Origin of the sequence: Nocardia brasiliensis NBRC 14402 (assembly GCF_000308475.2) — a bacterium.
In the GTDB taxonomy this organism is placed as follows: Bacteria; Actinomycetota; Actinomycetes; order Mycobacteriales; family Mycobacteriaceae; genus Nocardia; species Nocardia brasiliensis.
In genome coordinates this window covers 253,629-274,952 of sequence record NZ_BAFT02000038.1, presented here as the reverse complement: position 1 = coordinate 274,952, position 21,324 = coordinate 253,629, and the positions used below count along the sequence as shown (strand labels likewise).

The 21,324-nt window shown below is 69.9% G+C and carries 14 protein-coding genes and 1 pseudogene; 2 read left to right on the top strand and 13 right to left on the bottom strand.

Annotated features, from left to right (window positions below; all coding sequences use genetic code 11):
- Window positions 1-87 precede the first annotated feature (87 nt).
- The 8 genes and pseudogenes from TY25_RS12760 to TY25_RS12725 form a co-directional block, all read right to left on the bottom strand.
- A pseudogene (locus TY25_RS12760) lies at window positions 88-1,843 on the bottom strand (sodium/solute symporter).
- A 97-nt stretch (window positions 1,844-1,940) separates the two neighbouring features.
- Entirely contained in the window at window positions 1,941-2,318 is a 378-nt protein-coding gene (locus TY25_RS12755; protein ID WP_029892252.1) for a hypothetical protein, read from the bottom strand.
- Complete coding sequence (locus TY25_RS12750; protein WP_042256109.1) at window positions 2,303-3,100, bottom strand: LytR/AlgR family response regulator transcription factor; 798 nt, start codon at window positions 3,098-3,100, stop codon at window positions 2,303-2,305. Before TY25_RS12750 ends, TY25_RS12755 begins: the two co-directional genes overlap by 16 nt.
- Complete coding sequence (locus TY25_RS12745) at window positions 3,084-5,048, bottom strand: glycosyltransferase (protein WP_042256108.1); 1,965 nt, start codon at window positions 5,046-5,048, stop codon at window positions 3,084-3,086. Before TY25_RS12745 ends, TY25_RS12750 begins: the two co-directional genes overlap by 17 nt.
- 1 nt (window position 5,049) lies before the next feature.
- On the bottom strand, window positions 5,050-8,091 hold the full coding sequence (locus tag TY25_RS40475) for a trypsin-like peptidase domain-containing protein (protein ID WP_052382945.1): 3,042 nt from the start codon (window positions 8,089-8,091) through the stop codon (window positions 5,050-5,052).
- Window positions 8,088-9,104, bottom strand: coding sequence for a glycosyltransferase family protein (locus TY25_RS12735; RefSeq protein ID WP_042256107.1), 1,017 nt, complete (start codon window positions 9,102-9,104; stop codon window positions 8,088-8,090). Before TY25_RS12735 ends, TY25_RS40475 begins: the two co-directional genes overlap by 4 nt.
- A 47-nt stretch (window positions 9,105-9,151) precedes the next feature.
- The gene (locus TY25_RS12730; protein WP_042256186.1) at window positions 9,152-10,351 is read right to left on the bottom strand and encodes a sensor histidine kinase; all 1,200 of its coding nucleotides are present in this window, start codon (window positions 10,349-10,351) and stop codon (window positions 9,152-9,154) included.
- A 126-nt stretch (window positions 10,352-10,477) separates the two neighbouring features.
- The gene (locus TY25_RS12725; RefSeq protein ID WP_042256106.1) at window positions 10,478-10,918 is read right to left on the bottom strand and encodes a hypothetical protein; all 441 of its coding nucleotides are present in this window, start codon (window positions 10,916-10,918) and stop codon (window positions 10,478-10,480) included.
- A gap of 358 nt (window positions 10,919-11,276) precedes the next feature.
- On the opposite strand from TY25_RS12725, the gene dnaE reads away from it, so the two are divergent.
- Window positions 11,277-14,825 (top strand): DNA polymerase III subunit alpha, encoded by a 3,549-nt coding sequence (gene dnaE / locus TY25_RS12720; protein ID WP_081868838.1) that lies wholly within the window; start codon window positions 11,277-11,279, stop codon window positions 14,823-14,825.
- A 488-nt stretch (window positions 14,826-15,313) separates the two neighbouring features.
- Here the strand turns inward: dnaE and TY25_RS12715 are convergent, their stop codons facing one another.
- From TY25_RS12715 to TY25_RS12705, 3 genes are all read right to left on the bottom strand, one after another.
- Window positions 15,314-16,504 carry a Cmx/CmrA family chloramphenicol efflux MFS transporter gene (locus TY25_RS12715; protein WP_042256105.1) on the bottom strand — a complete coding sequence of 397 codons (1,191 nt, stop codon included), beginning with the start codon at window positions 16,502-16,504 and terminating at the stop codon, window positions 15,314-15,316.
- 76 nt (window positions 16,505-16,580) lie between these two features.
- Window positions 16,581-17,153, bottom strand: coding sequence for a TetR/AcrR family transcriptional regulator (locus tag TY25_RS12710; RefSeq protein ID WP_042256184.1), 573 nt, complete (start codon window positions 17,151-17,153; stop codon window positions 16,581-16,583).
- A 78-nt stretch (window positions 17,154-17,231) separates the two neighbouring features.
- The gene (locus tag TY25_RS12705) at window positions 17,232-17,849 is read right to left on the bottom strand and encodes a class I SAM-dependent methyltransferase (RefSeq protein ID WP_042256104.1); all 618 of its coding nucleotides are present in this window, start codon (window positions 17,847-17,849) and stop codon (window positions 17,232-17,234) included.
- A gap of 271 nt (window positions 17,850-18,120) precedes the next feature.
- Between TY25_RS12705 and TY25_RS12700 the strand changes: the two genes are divergently transcribed.
- Window positions 18,121-19,371 carry a serine hydrolase domain-containing protein gene (locus TY25_RS12700; protein ID WP_052382944.1) on the top strand — a complete coding sequence of 417 codons (1,251 nt, stop codon included), beginning with the start codon at window positions 18,121-18,123 and terminating at the stop codon, window positions 19,369-19,371.
- Between the two features lie 45 nt (window positions 19,372-19,416).
- Here TY25_RS12700 and ilvA read toward each other — a convergent pair whose 3' ends face one another.
- Together ilvA and TY25_RS12690 are read right to left on the bottom strand one after the other, a co-directional pair.
- Window positions 19,417-20,772: a threonine ammonia-lyase IlvA gene (ilvA, locus tag TY25_RS12695; RefSeq protein WP_042256103.1), complete on the bottom strand. Its 1,356-nt coding sequence runs from the start codon at window positions 20,770-20,772 to the stop codon at window positions 19,417-19,419.
- Between the two features lie 78 nt (window positions 20,773-20,850).
- Entirely contained in the window at window positions 20,851-21,285 is a 435-nt protein-coding gene (locus TY25_RS12690) for a nitroreductase family deazaflavin-dependent oxidoreductase (protein WP_042256102.1), read from the bottom strand.
- Between the last annotated feature and the right edge of the window lie 39 nt (window positions 21,286-21,324).

Below are 21,324 nucleotides of genomic sequence, written 5' to 3'. Positions count from 1 at the left end.
GGAAATGGTGATGTGGTGTGGGTCACTCCGGGAAGGCGGCCGATTGTGCGGTGAGCGGTCGCTGGGCCGCGACGAGCGGTCGGCGGTTCAGTCCGAGCGCAGGCTGCGTTCGCGGTCGGCGCCCATGCCCAATCGTTCGGGCGCGTGCATGCGCACGAAGATCCGCCCCACCCGCCGCGTGCCCGGTCCGCGAGTCCGCTTGCTGACCAGCATCATCGTCGCGAACGCCAGCGGGACGCTGATCGCCGCGGGATAGCCGAGCAGGGCCGCGGGCCAGCCGTTGCCGAAGTCGTCGGACAGCCCGCCGGTCACCGAAACCACGGTCGCACCACCGGATACCAGCCCGCCCGCGATCAGCCCGGCCGCGGCGCCGCGCGCGGTCAGTCCCCGCCACCAGATACCGAGCACCAGCAGCGGGCACAGCGTCGACGCGGCCACCGAGAAGGCCAGCCCGACCGTGCGGGACAGGTCCAAGGACGCCACGGTCAGCGAAAGGGCAAGCGGGACAACGCCCGCCACCAGCGCGGCGGCGCGGAAGTCGCGGATCCGCCCGCGCAGCATATCGGTGCTGAGCACGCCCGCGATGCTGACCAGCAGCCCGGAGGACGTGGACAGGAACGCCGCGATGGCGCCGGCGGCCACCAGTGCGGCGAGCAATTGGCCGGGCAGCCCGGCGACCACCGAACTCGGCATCAGCACCACCGCGGCGTCGGAGGTGCCGGTGATCAGCAGTTGCGGCACATACAGTCGCGCGAAAACCCCGAGCAGGATCGGGAACAGATAGAACAGGCCGACCAGGCCGATCACCGCGAGCGCCGTGGCACGCGCGGCCCGGCCGTCCGGGTTGGTGTAGAACCGCACCAGCACGTGCGGTAATCCCATGGTGCCGAGGAAGGTCGCGATGATCAGCGAATAGACCTGGTAGGTCGGGTGTTTGCCGCCGAAGCCGCCGCCGGGTTCCAGCCAGGCCGCGCCGTCCGCGGGCGCACCGGCCACCACGGGCACCTCGGTGCCCGCTGCCAGCACCAGTTCGGTGCCCGCCGCCAGTTCGTGGGTCGCCCGGCGCGAGCGCCACCTCGCCGTCCACCGTCCGGTCGTCGAGCCGCCCGGTGATCGAAACCTGTTGTGTCGCATCGACCTGTACCACCACGTCGGTGCGCACATCGACCACGGTCCGCTCGGTCACCACCGGGGGAGCGGGCGCGCCGAGCGGCCGATCCTCGCCGAGAAAATGGCCGAGTAGCACCAGGGCCGGGATCGCCACCGCGGTCAGCTTGAGCCAGTACTGGAAGGCCTGCACCAGCGTGATCGATCGCATGCCGCCGCCCGCCACATTGGCGATCACGATGGCGCCCACCGCGGCCGCACCCACCCAGTCGGGCAAACCGAGCAGCGTGTGCAGGGTCAACCCGGCGCCCTGGAACTGCGGGATCAGATACACCCCGCACACCAGCACCACGACCAGCGCGGCCAACCTGCGCAATCGCAAGGAACCCAAACGGAATTCGGCGAAATCCGGCACCGTGTACGCGCCCGAGCGGCGCAGCGGCGCGGCGACGAACAGCAGCAGGGCCAGATATCCGGCGGTGAAACCCACGGGGTACCACAGCGCGTCGGCGCCGTACTTCGCGATGAGCCCGGCCACGCCGAGAAACGAAGCGGCCGAGAGATACTCACCGGAGATCGCGGCGGCGTTCCAGCCGGAGCGCACACTGCGGGACGCGACCAGAAAGTCGGAGGTGGTGCGCGCCAGGCGAACTCCGTAGGCGCCGATCGCGACCGTCGCCAGCGCCGCGAACAGCAGCGCGAGCACGGTGAGTACCGGCACCGAGCCCGCGTTCACGGGCGGACTCCGATGCCCGCACTCTTTTCGCGCTCGCGCACCCGTTGTGGCAGGCCGCAGCGGGTGCGGGAGGTCGAAAGGGGTGCGGCCGTGTGCATCAGTCCTCGGCCAGGTCCAGGAAGTCCTGCTCGTTGTGTTCGGCGAGGCGGACGTACAGGCGGCCGATCAGATACAGCAGCGGATAGACCGCGACGCCGAGCAGCAGCCAGGGCAGCCGGATCCCCAGCACCACCACCGAACCCACCTGGCCGATCCCGAAAAGCACCGGCAGCGCGCACAATACGACGACGGTGACCAGTCCGAGCCGCAACGCCAACCCGAGCTGGGCGCGGATCAGCCCGCCGATCAGCGCCTCGCCGATCTCGGTCTGCTCGGCCACCTCCACCCGGGTGCGCACCCGGCGCGCGCCGCGCCGTTCCGACAGCACGACGCGCTGCCGGACCGGGCGCTGCGGCCCGGTCACTGGCCGGTCCATTGCTGCCGGGGCCGGCGCACCAGACGCTGTTTCAGCTCCCGGACCTGCCTGCGGCTGACCGGTAGTTCGACCGCCCCGGCGCTGCCCTCGGCACGCAGGCACACCACGGTGCCGGTGCCGACGGTGCGCAGGCCGGTGACCAATCGCAAGGCCACCAGGTAGGAGCGGTGCACCCGTAGGAATCCGGCGTCCTGCCAGCGAGACTCCAACGCGGACAACGGGATCCGGACCAGATGCGAACCACCGCTGGTGTGCAGCCTGGCGTAGTCGCCGTCCGCCTCCACCCAGCTCACGCTGGACCGGGGCACCAGCGTGGTCACGCCGCCGAGCTCGACCGGGATCACTTCGCTCGGGTCGGCCCGCGGCGCGTCGGCGACCGGTATTGCGGTCGCCCGGGCGCTGACGATCCGGCGCACCGCCTCGGCGAGCCGCTCCTCCCGCAGTGGTTTGAGCAGATAGTCCACCGCCCCGAGATCGAACGCGGCCACCGCACGGTCGTCGTGCGCGGTCACGAAGACCACCGCGGGCGGGTTCGCGAACTCCGAGAGAATGCCTGCCAGCTCCATGCCGTCCAGCCCGGGCATGTTGATATCGAGGAACACGGCGTCCACCGAATGCGCCCGCAACACGCGCAACGCGGTGGTCGCGTCGGCGGCGGCGTGGATCTCGCCGACGCCCGGCTGGGCGCGCAGCAAATAGACCAGCTCGTCGAGAGCCGGCTTCTCGTCGTCGACGGCGAGTACGCGCACTACGCCGCCGCTCCCCTCAGCGCTCCTGGCCACAATCGCTCCATCGTAAAGGCAGTGCCGGGTCGCACCGCGCGGAACGCTGCAGCAGCACCGAGGTGCTCGGCTCGTAGCCGGTCTTCCACAGGTCGACCAGGACGAGCAGCAGACGCACCAGCCGGGCGTGGCCCAGCGCGCCCGCGTGCTTGCGGACCAGATACTGGACCAGTTCGTCGCGCATGCCGTTGCTGTGCCGGAACGACATCGAGTCGGCGTGGCGCCGATAGAGCTGGCCGACGATCGGCAGCACGTCGGAGTCGTAGCCGGCCAGCGCCAGGCGCAATTGGAGCTCCCAGTCCTCGAAGGCGGGCAGCTGTTCGTCGTAGCCGCCGAGCCGGTCCACCGCGGTCCGGCGATACAGGACCATCGACTTCAGGTGGGTGTGCAGCACGAGGTTGAGGTCGGTGGGCATGCCCGCGGGGACGTACACCAGCTCGAGCAGTTCGAAGTAGCGCACGTAGCCGCCGACGAACCCCAGGGTGGCGTCGCGGCGCATGGCCGCGACGGCGGCGGGCAGGAAGCCGGGCCGGATGCGATCGTCGGCGTCCAATACCAGGACCAGCTCGCCTTCGGCGTGCCGCAGGCCCGCGTTGCGCGCGGCCGAGAGCCCGCGGTGGGGCTGCCGGACGAGCGTGACATCGGTCAACGTGTCCAGGAGGGCGACGGTCCCGGGATCGGTCGATCCGTCGTCCACGATCACGATGTCCAGGTCGGCAAGTCCGCAGCGGCGCACGGACTCCAGTGCGCCGGGCAGGAACCGGCCGTAGTCGTGCACCGGAATCACGATCGAAACCAGTTCTGCCGCCCGAGGTTCGGCGGGCGGCGGCAACGGAACCGACGGGTAGACGGCCGCAAGTCTCGCGGCCACCTGCTCGGGCGTGTGGCCTACCGCGGTGGGTAGCCGCGACTTGCCTTCCGGCGCAGTGAGACCGGCGACCAGCGCAGCCGCCATCGCCGCCACACCGGGCGCGACGGTACCGCCGTCGCCGACGAGGTCGGCACCGACGCTGCCCGCAGGCGCGAGCACCAGGCAGCCGGAGGCCATGGCCCACAACGTTTCCGTGGGTGTGCCCGCGGTACCCGCGGCCACCACACACAGGGACCCAGGGGGCGGACGGTCGGTGTCGAGCGGCCCTTCGTAGGTCACCAGCTCGCGCAGTTCTTCGGAAAGCCCTTGGCGGACATACTGCCAATACGATCGGCCGACCGGGTTGGTCGCGGTGTCCTCGCCGCGGACGACCACTCGGATCGCCGGTAGTGCCGCGTGGGCGAGTTCGACGGCGCGCAGCACGGTATCGAGTCCTGCGGCGGGACAGAGGGTACCCAGCCACAGGACGGTCTCTGGCAGTATTCCGCGGGGCTGTACCGAATCCGGCCGGTGCAGCCCGGGAAGGTAACGGCGCGTAGGGAACTCGACTGTGCGCGCCACAGCGTCGCCGCAGGCCAGCACGGCGTCTGCGTGCCGTCGCGCGTACTGCTCGGCGAAGGCGGTGAGTTCGCGGGCGAAGGTGGCGGGCCGATCCCGCTGCGGCCCTTCGGTCGCGGTCGCCCAGGGATGCAGCGACACCACCAGGCGGGTATCGGCGAAATCGCCGAGCAGCCGCCGGGCCCGCAGCAGGGTCAGGGCGGCCCCGCCCGCGTCTACCAGATCTATGACGTCGAGCTGTGCCCGTTCGTGCACGAGGCGCAGTGTGTCGTACACCCGGTCGGCATAGCACTGCTCGTCGGTGAAGTAGCGATGCCGGGGCCGCGCGGGCAGGGTCGGCTGCCAGCGCAGCCGATCGGTCGCGGACACCGCATGCCGCACCGGGGCGGAAAGGTTTTCGCTGACCAGGTGGATCTCGTGGCCGTGTGCCGCCAACGCCGTCGCGGCGGCCAGCACCAGTGCGCCGCTCCCGGTTGTCGAGTCCGTCCCCAGGTCGCGGCACACGTAGGCAATGCGCACTTCAGGCCCCCTTCGCGACCGCCTCGTCCAGGATCGGACGCAACCAGGCCGGATAGAAGCCCGGCCCGGCTCGGTCGATCAACTGCTCGGCGCGGGAACGGACCTCCGGCCAGCCGCCCGGCCGATCCGGCCGCAAGGTGACCAGCCTGCGCCGCGTGCGCAGCAACCAGGGCTGATCATCGAGTTCGGTGAAAAGCTCGTCGGCCGTGGTGAATCCGGTCAGGGCGGTCGCCGGGTCGCCCGATCGCAGGTGGGTCAGCGCGGTGCCGTAGTGCAGTTTGGCCTTCATCCGGTCTTCGCCGGTCGCGTCGTAGACCGCTGCGGCGCGGGCATATTCGCGCAGCGCGCCGGGATAGTCGCCGAGCGCGCGGCGGGCTGCGCCGAACGTGCGCCACACCTGCGCACGGCCCAGATCGTCGTCGCTGTCGTCGAAATTCCGTTCACACGCGGGCAATGCGGCGAGCAGCTCGGTCCAGCGGCCGTACCGGCCGAGCAAGCGCGCACGGAACAGGTCGACGATGCCGGTCCACCGGGCGTCACCCGCTTGCACGCACAGCGGCCGGGCGGTGGCGAGGTCGGCGTCGGCGTCGGCGAAGCGACCGAGGTAGAGGTGCAGCACCGCGCGGCTGTGCAAGCCGCGTCCGCAGGCCGAATTGTCCCCGTGCGCAAGGAAGACCGGCAGGCAGCGGTCGAGATCGGCCGCGGCCTCGGCCAGGTAGCCTTGGTCACGCCGCACCACGGCGTAGTTCTGGCGGGTGGAGGCGAGGATCAGTTCGTCCTCACCCGCGCTGAACAGTTGGATGCACTGTTCGAGCAGCGGACCGGAGACCGCGAGCCGCCCGCGGTCGCGCTCGACCACGGCCAGGCTCAGCATGGTGCGTGCCCAGCGGTCGGCCATACCCAGTGCACGATAACGCTCGATCACCTCGTGCAGCCCCGCGACCGCCTCGGCGTAGGCGCCCTTGCCCATGAAATATCCGGTGTAGGAATACAACACGCCCGCTTCGGCCACCGGATCGGCGGCAGCGCGGCTCGCCGCGAGTGCGAGATCCTTGAGCTCGCGGGACTCCGCGCCGTGCCGCTGCGCGACGAAGAGTCCGTTCAACACGTCGACGATGCCCCATACGTAAGGCCACAGGCCGTCCTCGTAGGCCTGCCGCGCGGCGGCGACCAGGCCCGGCCGATCGTCCGCGAACCACTGGGCGGTCCCGGCTTCCCTTGCGGCGGAGACGATTTCGGGAGGCGGTTGCCACACAATCGGCACCGACTCCGCGAGGAACAGATCCTTGCCCGGCCCGAGCGCCGCCATCGCGTCGAGCAACAGCATGAGGTAGCCGCTGAAGAGGCGGGCGCGACCCTGCGACCGCTCGGTGTTCGAAAAGCGTTCGGCCGCCTGCTCCGCCGCGTACACGCGCAGCAGGTCGTGGCAGCGAAACCGGTGACCGCCGGTGATGTCCCGGCGGGCGAAGGCGACCAGCTGGGCGTCGACCAGCGCGTCGAGCAGGTCTTCGGCCTCGTACAGCGGAATGTCCAGCAGGGCGGCCAGGGTCCAGGCCGGAAAGTCCGGACCGCGCAGCGCGCCGAGCGCCGCGAAGGCGGTGGCCAGTGCCGGGGCGAGCGCGAGATAGCTGCTGTCGAAACTGGTGCGCACCGCGAGATCGTCGACGGAGAGCACCGAGAGCCTGCGGCGTTCGTCGGACAGCCGCCCGGCCAGGTGCGCCATCGTCCAGTGCGGGCGAGAACGTAACTGGGCGGCCGCGATTCGAATCGCCAGCGGTAGGTGGCCGCACAACCGGGCGACCGCGGCGAGCGCGTCCCGGTCGGTGGCGCGTGCGTCGTCGTCGAGCACCGCCGTGAGCAGGGCCGCGGATTCGTCCGCGGTGAGCGCGTCCAGCGCGACGGTGAGCGCGTGGTCGAGCGCGGCCATCGGACGGCGTGCGGTCACCAGCACGGCGCACCCGGGCGCTTGCGGCAGCAGGGCCCGTACCTGCGCGGCCGAACTCGCGTTGTCGAGCACGATCAGTGCGCGCAGACCGGCGAGTAAACGCCGGTACTGAGCGGACCGTTCCTCGGGGGTCGCGGCCAGCGCGTCGGCGGGCAGACCGAGCGCGATCAGCAGGCGTTCCAGCGCGTCCGCGACCGAGACGGGGCGCTGGTCCGCGCCGCGCAGATCGATGTGCAGGCGCGCGTCGGGGAACGCGGCGCTCACCCGATGCGCGACGTGCACGGCGAGGGCGGACTTGCCGACTCCGGGTTGTCCGTGGATGGCCACGATCGCCGGGCCGTCCGCAGAAGTCAATGCGGCAACGAGCTTTTCGGTCGCGTCCGCCCGTCCGGTGAACTCCGCGCGATCGGGCGGCAGCGTCGCCTGACCGCCCGCGGCCGACGCGCCCACCGCGAGGCCGGGCACCGCGACCTGGCTGGCGTCCATGACCGGCACCACGCCGACCCGGTCCAGCAGGGCGGTGATCGCGGCGACGGGGCAGGCGAAGACGATGCCGCCGATGCCACGGTCCGGCGCGTCGGGGGCGGGCGGGTTGTAGCGGATCAGCCCGACGACTCCCGGTGCGCTGCCGGCGAATACCGGTGCGCCGGAGAAACCGCCGAGCGCCAGCCCGCCCACCGCCTGCTCGGCGTAGAGCTGCACCGCGGGCACACCGCGCAGCTGACCGTCCACCGCGGTGATCGTCCCGGAGATCGACATCCGTCCCAACTCGGCCAGGCTTGCCGGAAACCCGGTCGCCCGCCAGAACCGGGCGGTGATCCGGGTGGCGAGCGGAAGTGGGCTCAGCACATCGGGTCTGGGCTCGTCCAAGCGCAGCACGGCGCAGTCGGCGACCGGATCGCCCGCGGCATAACGCACCCGCACCTGGGTGCCCGCGAAATCGACGGCCGCCTCGGGGTATCGGACCGCGCCGGTGTGCCGATCGCCGACACAGTGGAACGCCGTCACCACGGTCGAGTCGTCCACCGCGAAGGCGGTACCGAGCAGCCGGGCGCGGACACCCGCGGTGACCAGCCGGCCGATCGACGCGTCGGTCATGTCGCGAGCCCCGCGAGTGTCCGGAAGTGTTGCGCGGGATCGAATCTGGCCAGCCCTACCGCCTGTACCGCCGCGGCGTCCAGCGTGGCGGCGGCCTCGATCGCGGTGGCCAGCGCGGCCGCGGCGCACTCGTCGGACGCGTCCGGTTCGACCCGGGCGATCCGCCCGGACGCGGCGCACAGGGCCGCCTCGGCGCAGGTGCCCGCGCGCCAGGCCAGCGCGGCGACCGGCGTGCCCGCCCGCAGCGCCTCGCCGAACACCGCGGCGCCCGCTTCGACGTAGTCCCTGGCACAGGTGTAGACGAAGACTTCGCCGCCGTGGAAGGCCGCGGTCTTCGCGGGACCGCCGAGTTCGCCGGCGAACCGAACGTGGTCCGCGCCGAACAGATCTCGGTGCGCGCGCACATAGTCGTCGTCGAAGACCGGGCCCACCAAGGTGATTCGCCGACCCAGCAGCCGGGCCGCCAGCACCGCGAGATGCGGGGCCTTGTCGGCGACGATGCGGCCCACCCACACCAGACCCGTGCCGTCGGTGGCGGGCGGCTCGTCCTCGCCGAGGCCGAGATGCACCGCCAGTTCCGCGCGCGGCCGGTGCGCGGTGTAGCGCGTCATCATTTCCGTTGAGTAGCAGTACAACCGGGCGCATGCACCGTCGAAGGTGCCCGCGGGCTGCATCCGGTTCGTGCCGTGCTGGAAACTCGCCACCGCGCAGTCCAGGGCCTGCCAGGCCTGCCGCCACGCGGGCAGCGCGGGATATTCGTGCCACGCCACGAGCAGGTCGTAGCGGGCAGTGCGCAATTCGGCCAGCTCCGCGGCGGTCAGCGCTTCCAGCCGCACCGGCCGTACGGTCCATGCCCCGGCCAGCTCGCCGCGCCACTGGGGTCCGAGCAGATGCACGCCGGCCCCCGCGCGGCGCGCGCCGACGGCCACCGCCCACAGCCAGCGCTCGATCCCGGCGTAACCGGTCGGTGGGAAGGCGTATCTGCCCGGAAAGTCGCAGACGCCGACCAGCATGGCTCAACAGTAGGGCAGCACGCCGGACACCGGCCCGGTTTCCCTGATCACGCCTGGATGCCCGCGCGGAACTTCGGCACGCGCAGCGAGACCTTGGTGCCCGCGCCGGGTGCGGTCTCGACGGTCAGGCCGTAGTCGTTGCCGAAAGCGGCGCGCAGCCGGTCGTCCACATTGGCCAGGCCGACATGCGCGGACTCACCGGAACCGGCCGGGCCCTTGCCGGTTTCGACGGCGTCGAGCGCGCCCGAGCGGAGCAGTTCCGGATCCATGCCGACACCGTCGTCCTCGACACTGATCAGGCAGTCGGTGCCCGCGTCGGCCGCGGTGATGTGCACCGTGCCGCCGCGCGCCGCGCCCGCCAGGCCGTGCCGGACCGCGTTCTCCACCAGCGGTTGCAGCGCGAGGAAGGGCAGCACCACGCCGAGCACCTCCGGCGCGATCTGCAACCGGACGTCGAGTGCGTCGCCGAAGCGGGCGCGCTCGAGCGCGAGATAGCGCTCGATATTGCGCAGTTCGTCGGCCAGCACGGTGAATTCGCCCGCGGCGCGAAAGGAATAGCGGGTGAAGTCGGCGAATTCCAGGATCAGTTCGCGGGCTCGATTCGGGTCGGTGCGCACGAACGAGGCGATCGTGTTCAGCGCGTTGTAGATGAAGTGCGGGCTGATCTGGGCGCGCAGCGCGCGCACCTCGGCGCGGTCGAGCCGGGCCCGGGACGCGTCCAGCTCGGCCAATTCCAGTTGGCCGCAGGCGTATCGAGCGACCTCGGCCACCGCGCCGAGCCAGCCCGGCCCCGGCCGGCCGGTGGTGACGACGCCGATCGCCCCCGCCACCCCGGTGCTCTCGATCAGCAGCGGCTGCGCGAGCAGCGTGCGACCGGCGTGCTCGCTGTGACCCGGCCCGGCCACGAGCACCGGCCGTTCGCCGGTGACGGCACGCTTGGCCGCCTCGGTGAAATGCTCGGCGAGTTCGGCGTGCGGTCCGTCCCAGGCGAGCAGGGTGCCGTCCGGGTCGGCGATGCCGAGCGCTTCGGCGCCGGTCAGCACCCGCAGGTGCGGCGCGGACTCGCGCGCCGACTGTTCGGTGAGCCCGCGGCGCAGCGGGATCGCCGCCAGCGACGCGGTGTGCAGCGCCGTGTGCACCGCGCGCTCGGCCGGCGTGGTGACCACCCGGCGGGTGCGCGGCCAGATCACCAGCGCCCCGGCGATCATGGCGGCCGAGACCACCAGGGCGACGATCGTCGCCGTCACCGCGCGCCCCACGGCGCCGGAACTCCGTTCATGCGCCGATTATCGCGCCCGGCACCGTCCGTATGCCGGTGCCGCGCATGTGCTGTCCCCGGACCCGGGCGTGCGGACGCGACTTTGTGCGCGGCGTCAGCCCTGGTACTTGTCGACCCGGAACTCGACCTCGCCGGGCTCCGGGATATGCGCGGCGCCGACCGTCAGCGTCGCGGTGAACTTGCCCAGGCCGGGATGGAACAGCGCGGAGCGGCCGCTGTTGCTCCAATATCCGGGGCCCTGCGCGGTCACCGTGAACGTGCCGGTCTCGCCGGTGTCCACGTTGCGCCAGTTGAGCGTGAGCGGCAGGGCGCAGCCGCCCACGCCGTACATCGTGGTCGCCACGTAGAACCCGGCGTGTTCCGGATAGGCGTTGCCGGTGACACCGGAACTGACCGACGCGACGCACAGTCCCTGGCTGAACGAGTAGACGGTCGCGAACGAGTCGTGCAGTTGGGCGGTGGCCGGGGCGGCGGTCGCGACCAGGGTCGCGACGGCGACGGCGGGAACGGCGAACAGTGCTTTGAGCGAAATCATCAATACCTCGGCAGGATTGGGAACACCCGTGTCTGTCGGTAGTGACTATGCCCCCGATGCCGCGCTGTCATCCCCGATTCGCTGCCCTCGATTCCGGGGGCAGCACCGTGCGGTCCGGCGGTGACCGACCCGACCGGTCGCGTCGAGTAGGGTCGGTCGTTCCGCGCTGGACGTCGCTCGCGGAAATCGGACGCCCCCGAGGGGGTCTCGCCGGACGCGCCGGTGATCTTCGACACCGACACGCCGGGGGCTCCTGGGATGTCTCGATGCGCCGCGCGCGCCTCGAAAAAAATGTCGTACCGACGTGCCTAGAATCGCTAGGCCAACCCCCGTCGAGACCTTGGGAGGAAGGACCGTCTTGGCCGCCTCGTCCGGATCGTTCGTTCACCTGCACAACCACACCGAGTACTCCATGCTCGATGGTGCGGCAAAGATTTCGCCCCTGTTCGCGGAGGCGAAACGGCTGGGAATGAACGCGGTCGGGATGACCGACCACGGCAACATGTACGGCGCCTCCGAGTTCTACAACTCGGCGAAGAAAGCCGACATCAAGCCGATCATCGGTATCGAGGCCTACATCGCGCCCGCCTCCCGCTTCGACACCAAGCGCGTGCTGTGGGGCGATCCGAGCCAGAAGGGCGACGACGTCTCCGGCTCCGGCGCCTACACCCACATGACCATGGTCGCCGAGACCGCGACCGGCCTGCGCAACCTGTTCAAGCTCTCCTCGCTGGCCTCGCTCGAGGGCCAGCTCGGCAAGTGGGCGCGGATGGACGAGGAGATCATCGCCCAGTACGCCGAGGGCATCATCGCGACCACCGGCTGCCCCTCGGGTGAAGTGCAGACCAGGCTGCGCCTCGGCCACGACCGCGAGGCCCTGGAAGCGGCGGCCAAGTGGCAGGAGATCTTCGGCAAGGACAATTTCTTTCTCGAGATCATGGACCACGGGCTGTCCATCGAACGCCGGGTCCGCGAGGGCCTGCTCGAGGTCGGCCGCAAGCTCGGCATCCCGCCGCTGGCCACCAACGACTGCCACTACGTCACCAAGGACCAGTCCACCAACCACGAAGCGCTGCTGTGCATTCAGACCGGCAAGACGCTCTCCGACCCGACCAGGTTCAAGTTCGACGGTGACGGCTACTTCCTGAAGTCCGCCGAGGAGATGCGCGCGCTGTGGGACGCCGAGGTCCCCGGCGCCTGCGACAACACCGTGCTCATCGGTGAGCGGGTGCAGTCCTACGACGACGTGTGGGCCTTCAAGGACCGGATGCCGGTGTTCCCGGTGCCCGAAGGCGAGGACCAGGATTCGTGGCTGCGCAAAGAGGTCGACCGCGGCCTCGAGCGCCGGTTCCCCGGCGGTGTGCCCGAGGAGTATTACAGCCGCGCCTACTTCGAGCTCGACGTCATCAAGCAGAAGGGCTTCCCGGCCTACTTCCTCGTCGTCGGTGACCTCGTCTCGCACGCGAAAGAGGTCGGCATCCGGGTCGGTCCCGGCCGTGGTTCGGCGGCCGGTTCGCTGGTCGCCTACGCGCTGGGCATCACCAATATCGACCCGATCCCGCACGGCCTGCTGTTCGAGCGGTTCCTGAACCCGGAACGCCCGTCCGCGCCCGATATCGATATCGACTTCGACGATCGCCGCCGCGGTGAAATGGTCCGCTACGCCACCGAGAAGTGGGGCAGCGACCGGGTCGCCCAGGTGATCACCTTCGGCACCATCAAGACCAAGGCCGCGATCAAGGACTCCGCGCGAGTCCTGTTCGGCCAGCCCGGTTTCGCCATCGCCGACCAGATCTCCAAGGCGCTGCCGCCGCCGATCATGGCCAAGGACATCTCGGTGGCCGGCATCACCGATCCCGATCACGAGCGGTACAAGGAAGCCGCCGAGGTCCGCGAACTGATCAGCACCAACCCCGATGTCGCGAAGATCTACGAGACCGCCCGCGGTCTCGAGGGCCTGATCCGCAACGCCGGCGTGCACGCCTGCGCGGTCATCATGTCCTCCGAGCCGCTGACCGACGCGATCCCGGTGTGGAAGCGAGCCCAGGACGGCGCCATCATCACCGGCTGGGACTACCCGTCCTGCGAGGCCATCGGCCTGCTGAAGATGGACTTCCTCGGCCTGCGCAACCTCACCGTCATCGGTGACGCGCTGGACAACATCAAGGCCAACCGCGGCGTCGACCTCGACATGGACAACCTGCCGCTGGACGATCCCGCGACCTACGAATTGCTGTCCCGCGGTGACACGCTCGGCGTCTTCCAGCTCGACGGCGGCCCGATGCGCGACCTGCTGCGGCGCATGCAGCCGACCGGCTTCAACGACATCGTCGCCGTGCTCGCGCTGTACCGCCCCGGCCCGATGGGCATGAACGCGCACAACGACTACGCCGACCGCAAGAACGGGCGGCAGGAGATCAAACCGATCCATCCGGAGCTCGAAGAGCCGCTGAAGGACATTCTCGCCGAGACCTACGGCCTGATCGTCTACCAAGAGCAGATCATGTTCATCGCCCAGAAGGTCGCCAGCTACACCATGGGCAAGGCCGACGCGCTGCGTAAGGCCATGGGTAAGAAGAAGCTGGAGGTGCTCGAGGCCGAGTACAAGGGCTTCCACGAGGGCATGACGAACAACGGGTTCTCCGAGGCTGCGGTGAAGGCCCTGTGGGACACCATCCTTCCGTTCGCCGGCTACGCGTTCAACAAGTCGCACGCCGCGGGCTACGGCCTGGTCTCGTTCTGGACCGCCTACCTCAAGGCCAACTACCCGGCCGAATACATGGCCGGGCTGCTCACCTCCGTCGGTGACGACAAGGACAAGGCCGCGGTCTACCTCTCGGACTGCCGCCGCCTGGGCATCACCGTGCTGCCGCCGGATGTCAACGAGTCCGAGCTGAACTTCGCCTCGGTCGGCAAGGACATCCGGTTCGGCCTCGGCGCGGTGCGCAACGTCGGCGCCAACGTGGTGTCCTCGATCATCGCCGCGCGCAAGGAGAAGTCGAAGTTCACCGACTTCTCCGACTACCTGAACAAGATCGACGCGATCGCCTGCACCAAGAAGGTCACCGAATCCCTCATCAAGGCAGGCGGATTCGACTCGCTCGGGCACCCGCGCAAGGGTCTGCTGCTGGTGCACTCCGATGCCATCGACGCGGTGATGTCCACCAAGAAGGCCGAGGCGATCGGGCAGTTCGACCTCTTCGGCGGCGTCGACGCGGACGAGTCGGTGGCCTCGGTGTTCAACGTGAAGGTGCCCGACGACGAGTGGGAGTCCAAGCACAAGCTGGCCCTCGAGCGCGAGATGCTCGGCCTGTACGTGTCCGGGCATCCGCTCAACGGCGTCGAGCATGTGCTCGCGGCGCAGGCGGATACGCAGATCCCCGCCATCCTCGAAGGCGATATCAAGGACGGCGCGCAGGTGACCCTCGGCGGCATCCTCGCCTCGGTCAACCGGCGCATCAACAAGAACGGTCTCGCCTGGGCGTCCGCGCAGCTCGAAGACCTCTCCGGTGGTATCGAGGTGCTGTTCTTCCCGCAGGCCTATTCGGTCTACGGCATGGACGTGGTCGAGGACGCGGTGGTGCTGGTGAAGGCGCGGGTCTCGGTCCGCGACGACCGCATCTCGCTCATCGCCAACGATCTCGCCGTCCCCGACCTGTCCTCCATCGGCGTGGCCAAACCGCTCGCCGTCACCCTCTCCACCCGCCTGTGCACCCCCGACAAGATCGGCGAGCTCAAGCGCGTCCTGTCCCGCCACCCCGGCACCTCCGACGTGCACATCCGCCACGTCGGCGCCCGCGACAAAACCACCCTCCTGAAACTCGACGACAGCCTGCGCGTCTCCCCGTCCTCGGCGTTGATGGGCGACTTGAAAGCGCTGCTCGGGCCGGGGTGTTTGGCCGTCTGAGCCCGGCCCTCCGCCGTCCGCCGTCCGCCGTCCGCCGGGAGGGGTGTGCCCCCACCGCCGCACCCGTTTTGATGTGTCGCACGGGTTTTGACGTGTCGCACCTGCTGTGGCAGGCCACAGCGGGTGCGGGAAGGCAGAAAGGGTGCGGGAAGGCCACCGCGTGGCCATCGTTGGCCCACGCGCGTGCTGCTCCGCCTCGCAGGCAGCGTGCCGCACGGGTTTTGATGTGTCGCACCGGTTTTGACGTGTCGCATCTGCTGTGGCAGGCCACAGCGGGTGCGGGAAGTCGGAAAGGGTGCGGGCAGGCCACCGCGTGGCCATCGTTGGTCCACGCGCGTGCTGCTCCGTCCCGCAGGCGGCGTGTCGCACGGGTTTTGATGTGTCGCACGGGTTCTGACGTGTCGCACCCGCTGTGGCAGGCCACAGCGGGTGCGACACGTCAGAAGGGGTGCGGGTGGGGGCTCGTTGCCGCCCGCATCTCTGCTGGGTCAGTGGGTGAGGGCAGGGGTTGGGTGGTCGGTGACGGTGGAGGCCTCAATCGGCTTGGGGAGCAGCTGTTCCCAGGTGATGGTGCCCAGTGCGGCCAGGCCTATGGCGGCGCCGATCCAGGCGACGCTGGCATAGCCGAGTCCGGCGCCGATGGCGAGTCCGCCGAGCCAGGGGCCGACGGTGATGCCGATGTTGAAGGACGAGACGTTGAAGGCGGGGGCCAGGGTGGGGCCGTCGGCGGCGAGGTTGAAGACGCGGCTGTTGAGCGTGGGGTTGGTGCCGAAACCGAAGGCGCCCAACAGGAAGGCGAGCACCACGACGGGCACCGGGTATTCGGCGGTGAGGGCCAGCAGAACCGAGGTGATGATCAGGCCGGTGACGCCGATGTAGAGGGTGCGCACGGGATGCGCGTCGGCGGTGCGCCCGCCGACGACGATGCCGAGGAAGCTGCCGACGCCGTACACGGCCAGCACGAGCGGGATCCAGAACCCGCGCAGGCCGGTGGTTTCGGCGAGCAGCGCGCCGAGGTAGGCGAAGCTGGCGAGCAGCGCGGCGGTGGCGAGGGCGGTGGTGGCGTAGGAGAGCCAGAGCCGCGGATTCACCATGCTGCGCAGTTCTTTTCGCAGATCCGGTGTGGTCTCGGCGCGTCCGGCGGGGATCTTGGTGAGCACGCCGAGCATCGCCAGGACAGACATGATCGCGACGGTCCAGAACGCGGCGCGCCAGCCGAGGTGCTGGCCGATCACGGTGCCCGCGGGCAGGCCGACGACGGTGGCGATGGTGAGCCCGCCCGCGACGACGCTCATCGCTTTACCGCGGGCGCCGGCGGGCACCAATCCGATGGCGGTGGTCGCCGCGACCGACCAGAAACCGGCGTAGACGAAGGCGCCGACCGCCCTGGTCGCGAACAGGACCCAGTAGTCCGAGGTCAGCGCCGCGACCACATGGGTGGCGACGAAGACGGCGAGAAAGGCGAGCAGCGCGTTGCGGCGCGGCAGGCGCAGCGTCGCCACCGCCAGCACCGGCGCGCCGACCAGCATGCCGAGCGCGAAGGCCGAAATAAGCAGTCCCGCTTGCGGAATGGTCACCCCCAGGTCGGCGGAGAGCTCGGTGAGCAGTCCTGAGAGCATCAGCTCCGAGGTGCCCTGGGCGAAGATGGACAGCCCGAGGATGTAGACGGCTAGGGGCATCGGAGACCTCTCCTATTTTAGATCGTTCGGTTCAAAACTGGGGCAGAAGGTAAGGGGTCGACCTGTTTTCGGTCGATCAGAAGGCGTCGAGCGCGGTGGTGGCGATGGCCGCCAGTGCGTCGCGGCCGGCGCCGCCGCGGGCGGCGACGCGCATGCCCGCGATGGTCGCGTTCATGAAGTGCGCCAGTTCTTCGGCGCTCTTGCTGTCGTCGATTTCGCCTGCGCGCCTGCCGCTTTCGAGTGCGTCGCGGAGCGCGGCGAGGCGCCGGCGCTGGTCCTCGCGCAGCGTGGCCGCCACCTCGGGGTCGTGCGGTGCGAGTTCGACCATCGAGTTGACGACGAGGCAGCCGAGCGGATCGGCCGCCGGCGCGTCGACCACCTGCCACAGCAGCGCGCGCATCTTCGCCTTCGCGTCCAGGCCGCTGTCCAGTAGGTCGAAGGTGGTGGCGTTCTTGGTGGTCATGTATCGCCGCAGGGCCCGTTCGAACAGGTCGTGTTTGCTGGTGAAGGTGTTGTAGATGCTGCTGCGGCCCAGGCCGGTCGCCTCGCACAGCGCCTGTGTCGAGGTGGCCTCGTAGCCCGCGATCCAGAACGCGCGCATCGCGGCATCCACCGCGCGCTCCTCGTCGAACTGTTTCGGTCGTGCCATGCCGGTCACGCTAGCACATTTTGAACCGATCATTTCAAAATAGCAGTGCGGGACGCTGAGCTGCGCTTTCGGCAGCGGCTAGGCGGCGACCGCCACGCCGAGCGACTGCGCGGCGAGGAACCGAGGGGCGTCTTCGCCGTAGAACACGTCGATATCGCGGATCTCGAACCCCGCGTCGGTGAGCAGGCCGCGGATATCGCGGTTCAGATGGCAGCCGCCGGCGAAGGTCTTCTGGATCGGATTGAGCCGGTGCTGCCACACCTGCACGCGCTGGTCCGGCGCGAGGCCGTGCTCGACGAAGTGCAGGGTGCCGCCCGGTGCGAGCACCCGGCGCACCTCCGCCAGCGCGGTCGCGACATCGGGGATGGTGCACAGCGTCCAGGTGGACAGGGCGCTGTCGAAGCTGTTGTCGCCGAACGGCAGTGACTGTCCGTCCAGTCCGGACCGTTCGATCGGCACCCGCGCCGCCGCGACCCGCTCGCTCGCGAGCCGCCAGCCGAGGTCGGCGGGTTCGACCGCGCTGACCAGCTCGACGGTCTCCGGATAGAACGGCACGTTCAGCCCCGACCCGAACCCGATCTCCACCACTCGGCCGCTGAGGCCCGCGCACACCCGCTCGCGCAGCGGTTCGTTGAACCGCATCCCGCAGGCCGCGTCCACGATCCGCGGCACCACTCGATCTCGATAGAAACCCACACGCCCACTCTTCCAGCACCCGGGCGATACCGCCACGTCTGTTTCTGAGACGGCGGCTACCGGCCCGCAATCGCGGCGTGGGTTCGAACCCGCTGGTCCGTGACTTTTCGGGCGTCGCGGCGGACCTCGATAAGCGTCGCCAACGGGCTGTCCAGCGCCTGCGGGCCACAGCCGCACACCCGTTCGCGCGCCGCTTGCAGGAAGGTCACGAATGGCAACTGTCCGAGACAGACCCATTGCCCGGTGTGACCGTCGCCATTACCGTGGAAAGATGAGCAATGATGCTGCGGGGGGTCTAGCGCCGATCCCCGATGGGACGAGTGGCCGCGCCACCGCCGAATTCGCCCCCCTGGTGCGCGCTTTCGCCAGGACCTTCGGACGCCGTCGCGGGGCGGGCGGCGCACTGTCGGTGCACCTGCACGGCGAACCCCTGCTCGATATCTGGACCGGCTTCGCGGGCGGCACGTCCGCGTGGACCCAGGACACCGGGTCGATCATCTTCTCCGCCACCAAAGGGGTCACCGCCACCGTCATCCACCGGCTCGCCGACCGCGGCCTGATCGATTACGCCGCACCGGTCGCCGAGTACTGGCCGGAGTTCGGCGCGAACGGCAAGGACAAGATCACGGTGCGGCAGACGATGACGCACAGTGCGGGTCTGTCCGCGCTCGCCCCGCTCGCCACCGGCCTCGACGACGTGCTCGATCACGAACTGATGGAACAGCGTCTCGCGGCCGCGAAACCCGATCGGCTGCTGGGTGTTCCGGCCTATCACGCGCTCACCTACGGCTGGCTGATGGCCGGTCTCGCCCGCGCGGTCACCGGCCACAGCATGGGCGAGCTGTTCCGCTCGGAGGTGGCCGAACCGCTCGGCCTCGAGGGTATCCACCTCGGCCTGCCGCCCGAACACGCGCGGACCACGTACGCGCCGCTGGTGGGAACGCACCTGAAGGCGATCGGAAACCCGCTCGGCGCACTGGTATTGGGCCGCAGCCACCGGATCCCCGGCGCGCTCGGCGCGGCGACGCGCTGCCTGTTCCTGCCGGGATTGGAATCCATCCTGGAGGGTGAGGCGCCGCCGATCCTGCGCACCGAACTCGGTGCGGGCAACGGCGTGTGCACCGCGTCCGCCCTCGCCGGGATGTACGGCGCGCTGGCCAATGACGGTGTCGCGGACGGGAAGCAGTACCTCGGTGCGCGAACCATCAAGGCGATCCGGCGAATTCAGACCTACCGGCTCGACAACGCGCTGTTCTACGCTCCGATGCTCTGGCGCCTCGGCTACCATTCGCTGCCGATGCCGGGCGCGCGGGCCGGGTTCGGGCACATCGGTCTGGGCGGGTCGTTCGGCTGGGCCGAACCGCGCCTGGGACTTTCGGTCGGCTTCGTGCACAACCGATTGTCGGCGGCGCAGCTGTCCTACGACCAGTCCGCCGCCTTCTGGCTGCTGCCGCTCGTGCTCAACTGCCTGCGGGCCACCCGCCGTATTCCGGTCGAGGTGCCGCAGGAGAAGGCCGCCTAATACTACGGCCGCCGCGCGGAAAGCGGTGCGGCCGTAGCCTTTCGGTCAGGTGAGATAGCGGTACGCGGGCGAGCCCGGTTCCAGTCGTTCGCACTGGATCGGCGACTCGTCCATGCGCTCCAGCAGCGGTCCCAGCCCCTCCGGCGTGCCGAGCTCGATGCCGACCAGCGCCGAGCCCGTCTCACGGTTGTTCCGCTTGACGTACTCGAACGTGGTGATGTCGTCGTCGGGCCCGAGCACCTCGTCGAGGAAGCGCCGCAACGCGCCCGGTTCCTGCGGAAAGTCCACCAGGAAATAGTGTTTCAGGCCGCGGTGCACCAGCGAACGCTCGATGATCTCGCCGTAGCGCGACACGTCGTTGTTGCCGCCGGAGACCAGGCACACCACCGTCGACCCCGGCTGCATGGTCAGCTCGGCCAGTGCGGAAACCGCCAGTGCCCCTGCGGGTTCGGCGATGATGCCCTCGTTCTGATAGAGGTCGAGCATCGCGGTGCAGATCGCGCCCTCGTCGACCTGCATCATCCGGAACGAACTGGCCCCGGTGGGGGATTCGGTGGTGGTCAGTAACGGCAACGAGGCGTGCGAGACCACCCGCCCGCCGAAGCCGGAGACGGCTGCGAACGGCACCGCGCCGATCCGGCGTACCGCGGCACCGTCCACGAACGGGTCGATCTCCGGCAGCGTCACCGGGCCGCCTGCGACCAGTGCCGCGGTCATCGAGGCCGCTCCGGCGGGCTCGACTCCGAGGATCGCGGTGCTCGGCGCACGGTCGCGCAGGTAGGTGCCGATGCCGGCCAGGCAGCCGCCGCCGCCCACCGGCACCACGACCAGGTCCGGTGCGGTGCCGAGTTGCTCCAGGATCTCCGGCGCGATGGTGCCCTGCCCGGCGGCGGTGCGGGCGTCGTCGAACGGCGGCACCATGGTCGCGCCGGTGCGGGCCACATCGTCGGCGGCGGCCGCGGCGGCCGCGTCGTAGGTCTCGCCGATGGCGATCAGCTCCACGAATTCGCCGCCGTGCACGCGGATGCGGTCGCGCTTCTGCTTCGGGGTGGTGGTCGGCACGTAGATGCGGCCCTTGATGCCCATCGCGTGGCACGCGAACGCCACGCCCTGGGCGTGATTGCCCGCGCTCGCGGCGACCACGCCGGCCGCGCGCTCGGTCTCGGTCAGCTGCATGACCAGGTTGTACGCGCCGCGCAGCTTGTAGGAGCGGACCGCGGAGAGGTCTTCGCGCTTGAGGTAGACGTTGGCCCCGGTGAGGCGGGAAAGCCGCTCGCTGCGCTGCAGCGGAGTCGGCTCGATGATCTCGGCAATGCGCTTGGCGGCAGCGTCGATCTCGTCCGCGCTCAGCGCGGGACGAGAACTGGACAGTGCGTCGATGACATCAAGCGGATTGGACACCCGAAATATGCTGCCACCCGCCGCGACGGGCGGGTGCGGCGGGTGGCAGTGCCGCGGCCGATTGCCGCGGGTTCGCGATTACCGCGGGGTGAGCACGAAGACCGGAATCACGCGGTCGGTCTTCTTCGTGTACTCGATGTAGTCCGGCCATACTTCGGTGGCCCGGTCCCACCACAGCTGCCGCTCCTCGCCGAACACCTCGCGGGCGGTGTAGTCCTTGTTCACCTCGCCGTCGCGCAGTTCGACGTGCGGCTCGGCCTTGATGTTGTAGTACCAGACGGGGTTCTTCGGCGCGCCGCCCAGCGAGGCCACGACCGCGTATTCGCCGTTGTGCTCGACCCGCATCAGCGGTGTCTTGCGCAGCTTTCCGGTCTTCGCGCCTTTGGTGGTGAGCAGGATGACCGGCCGGCCTTGAAGGGTGGTGGCTGTGGTGCCGCCGGAGTTCTCGTACTTCTCGGCCTGCTCGCGGGCCCAATCCGAGGTACTCGGTGCGTAATCTCCAGTCAGAGGCATATCGGGGACAACACGACGTGGGCCGGCGGTGTTCCCGGC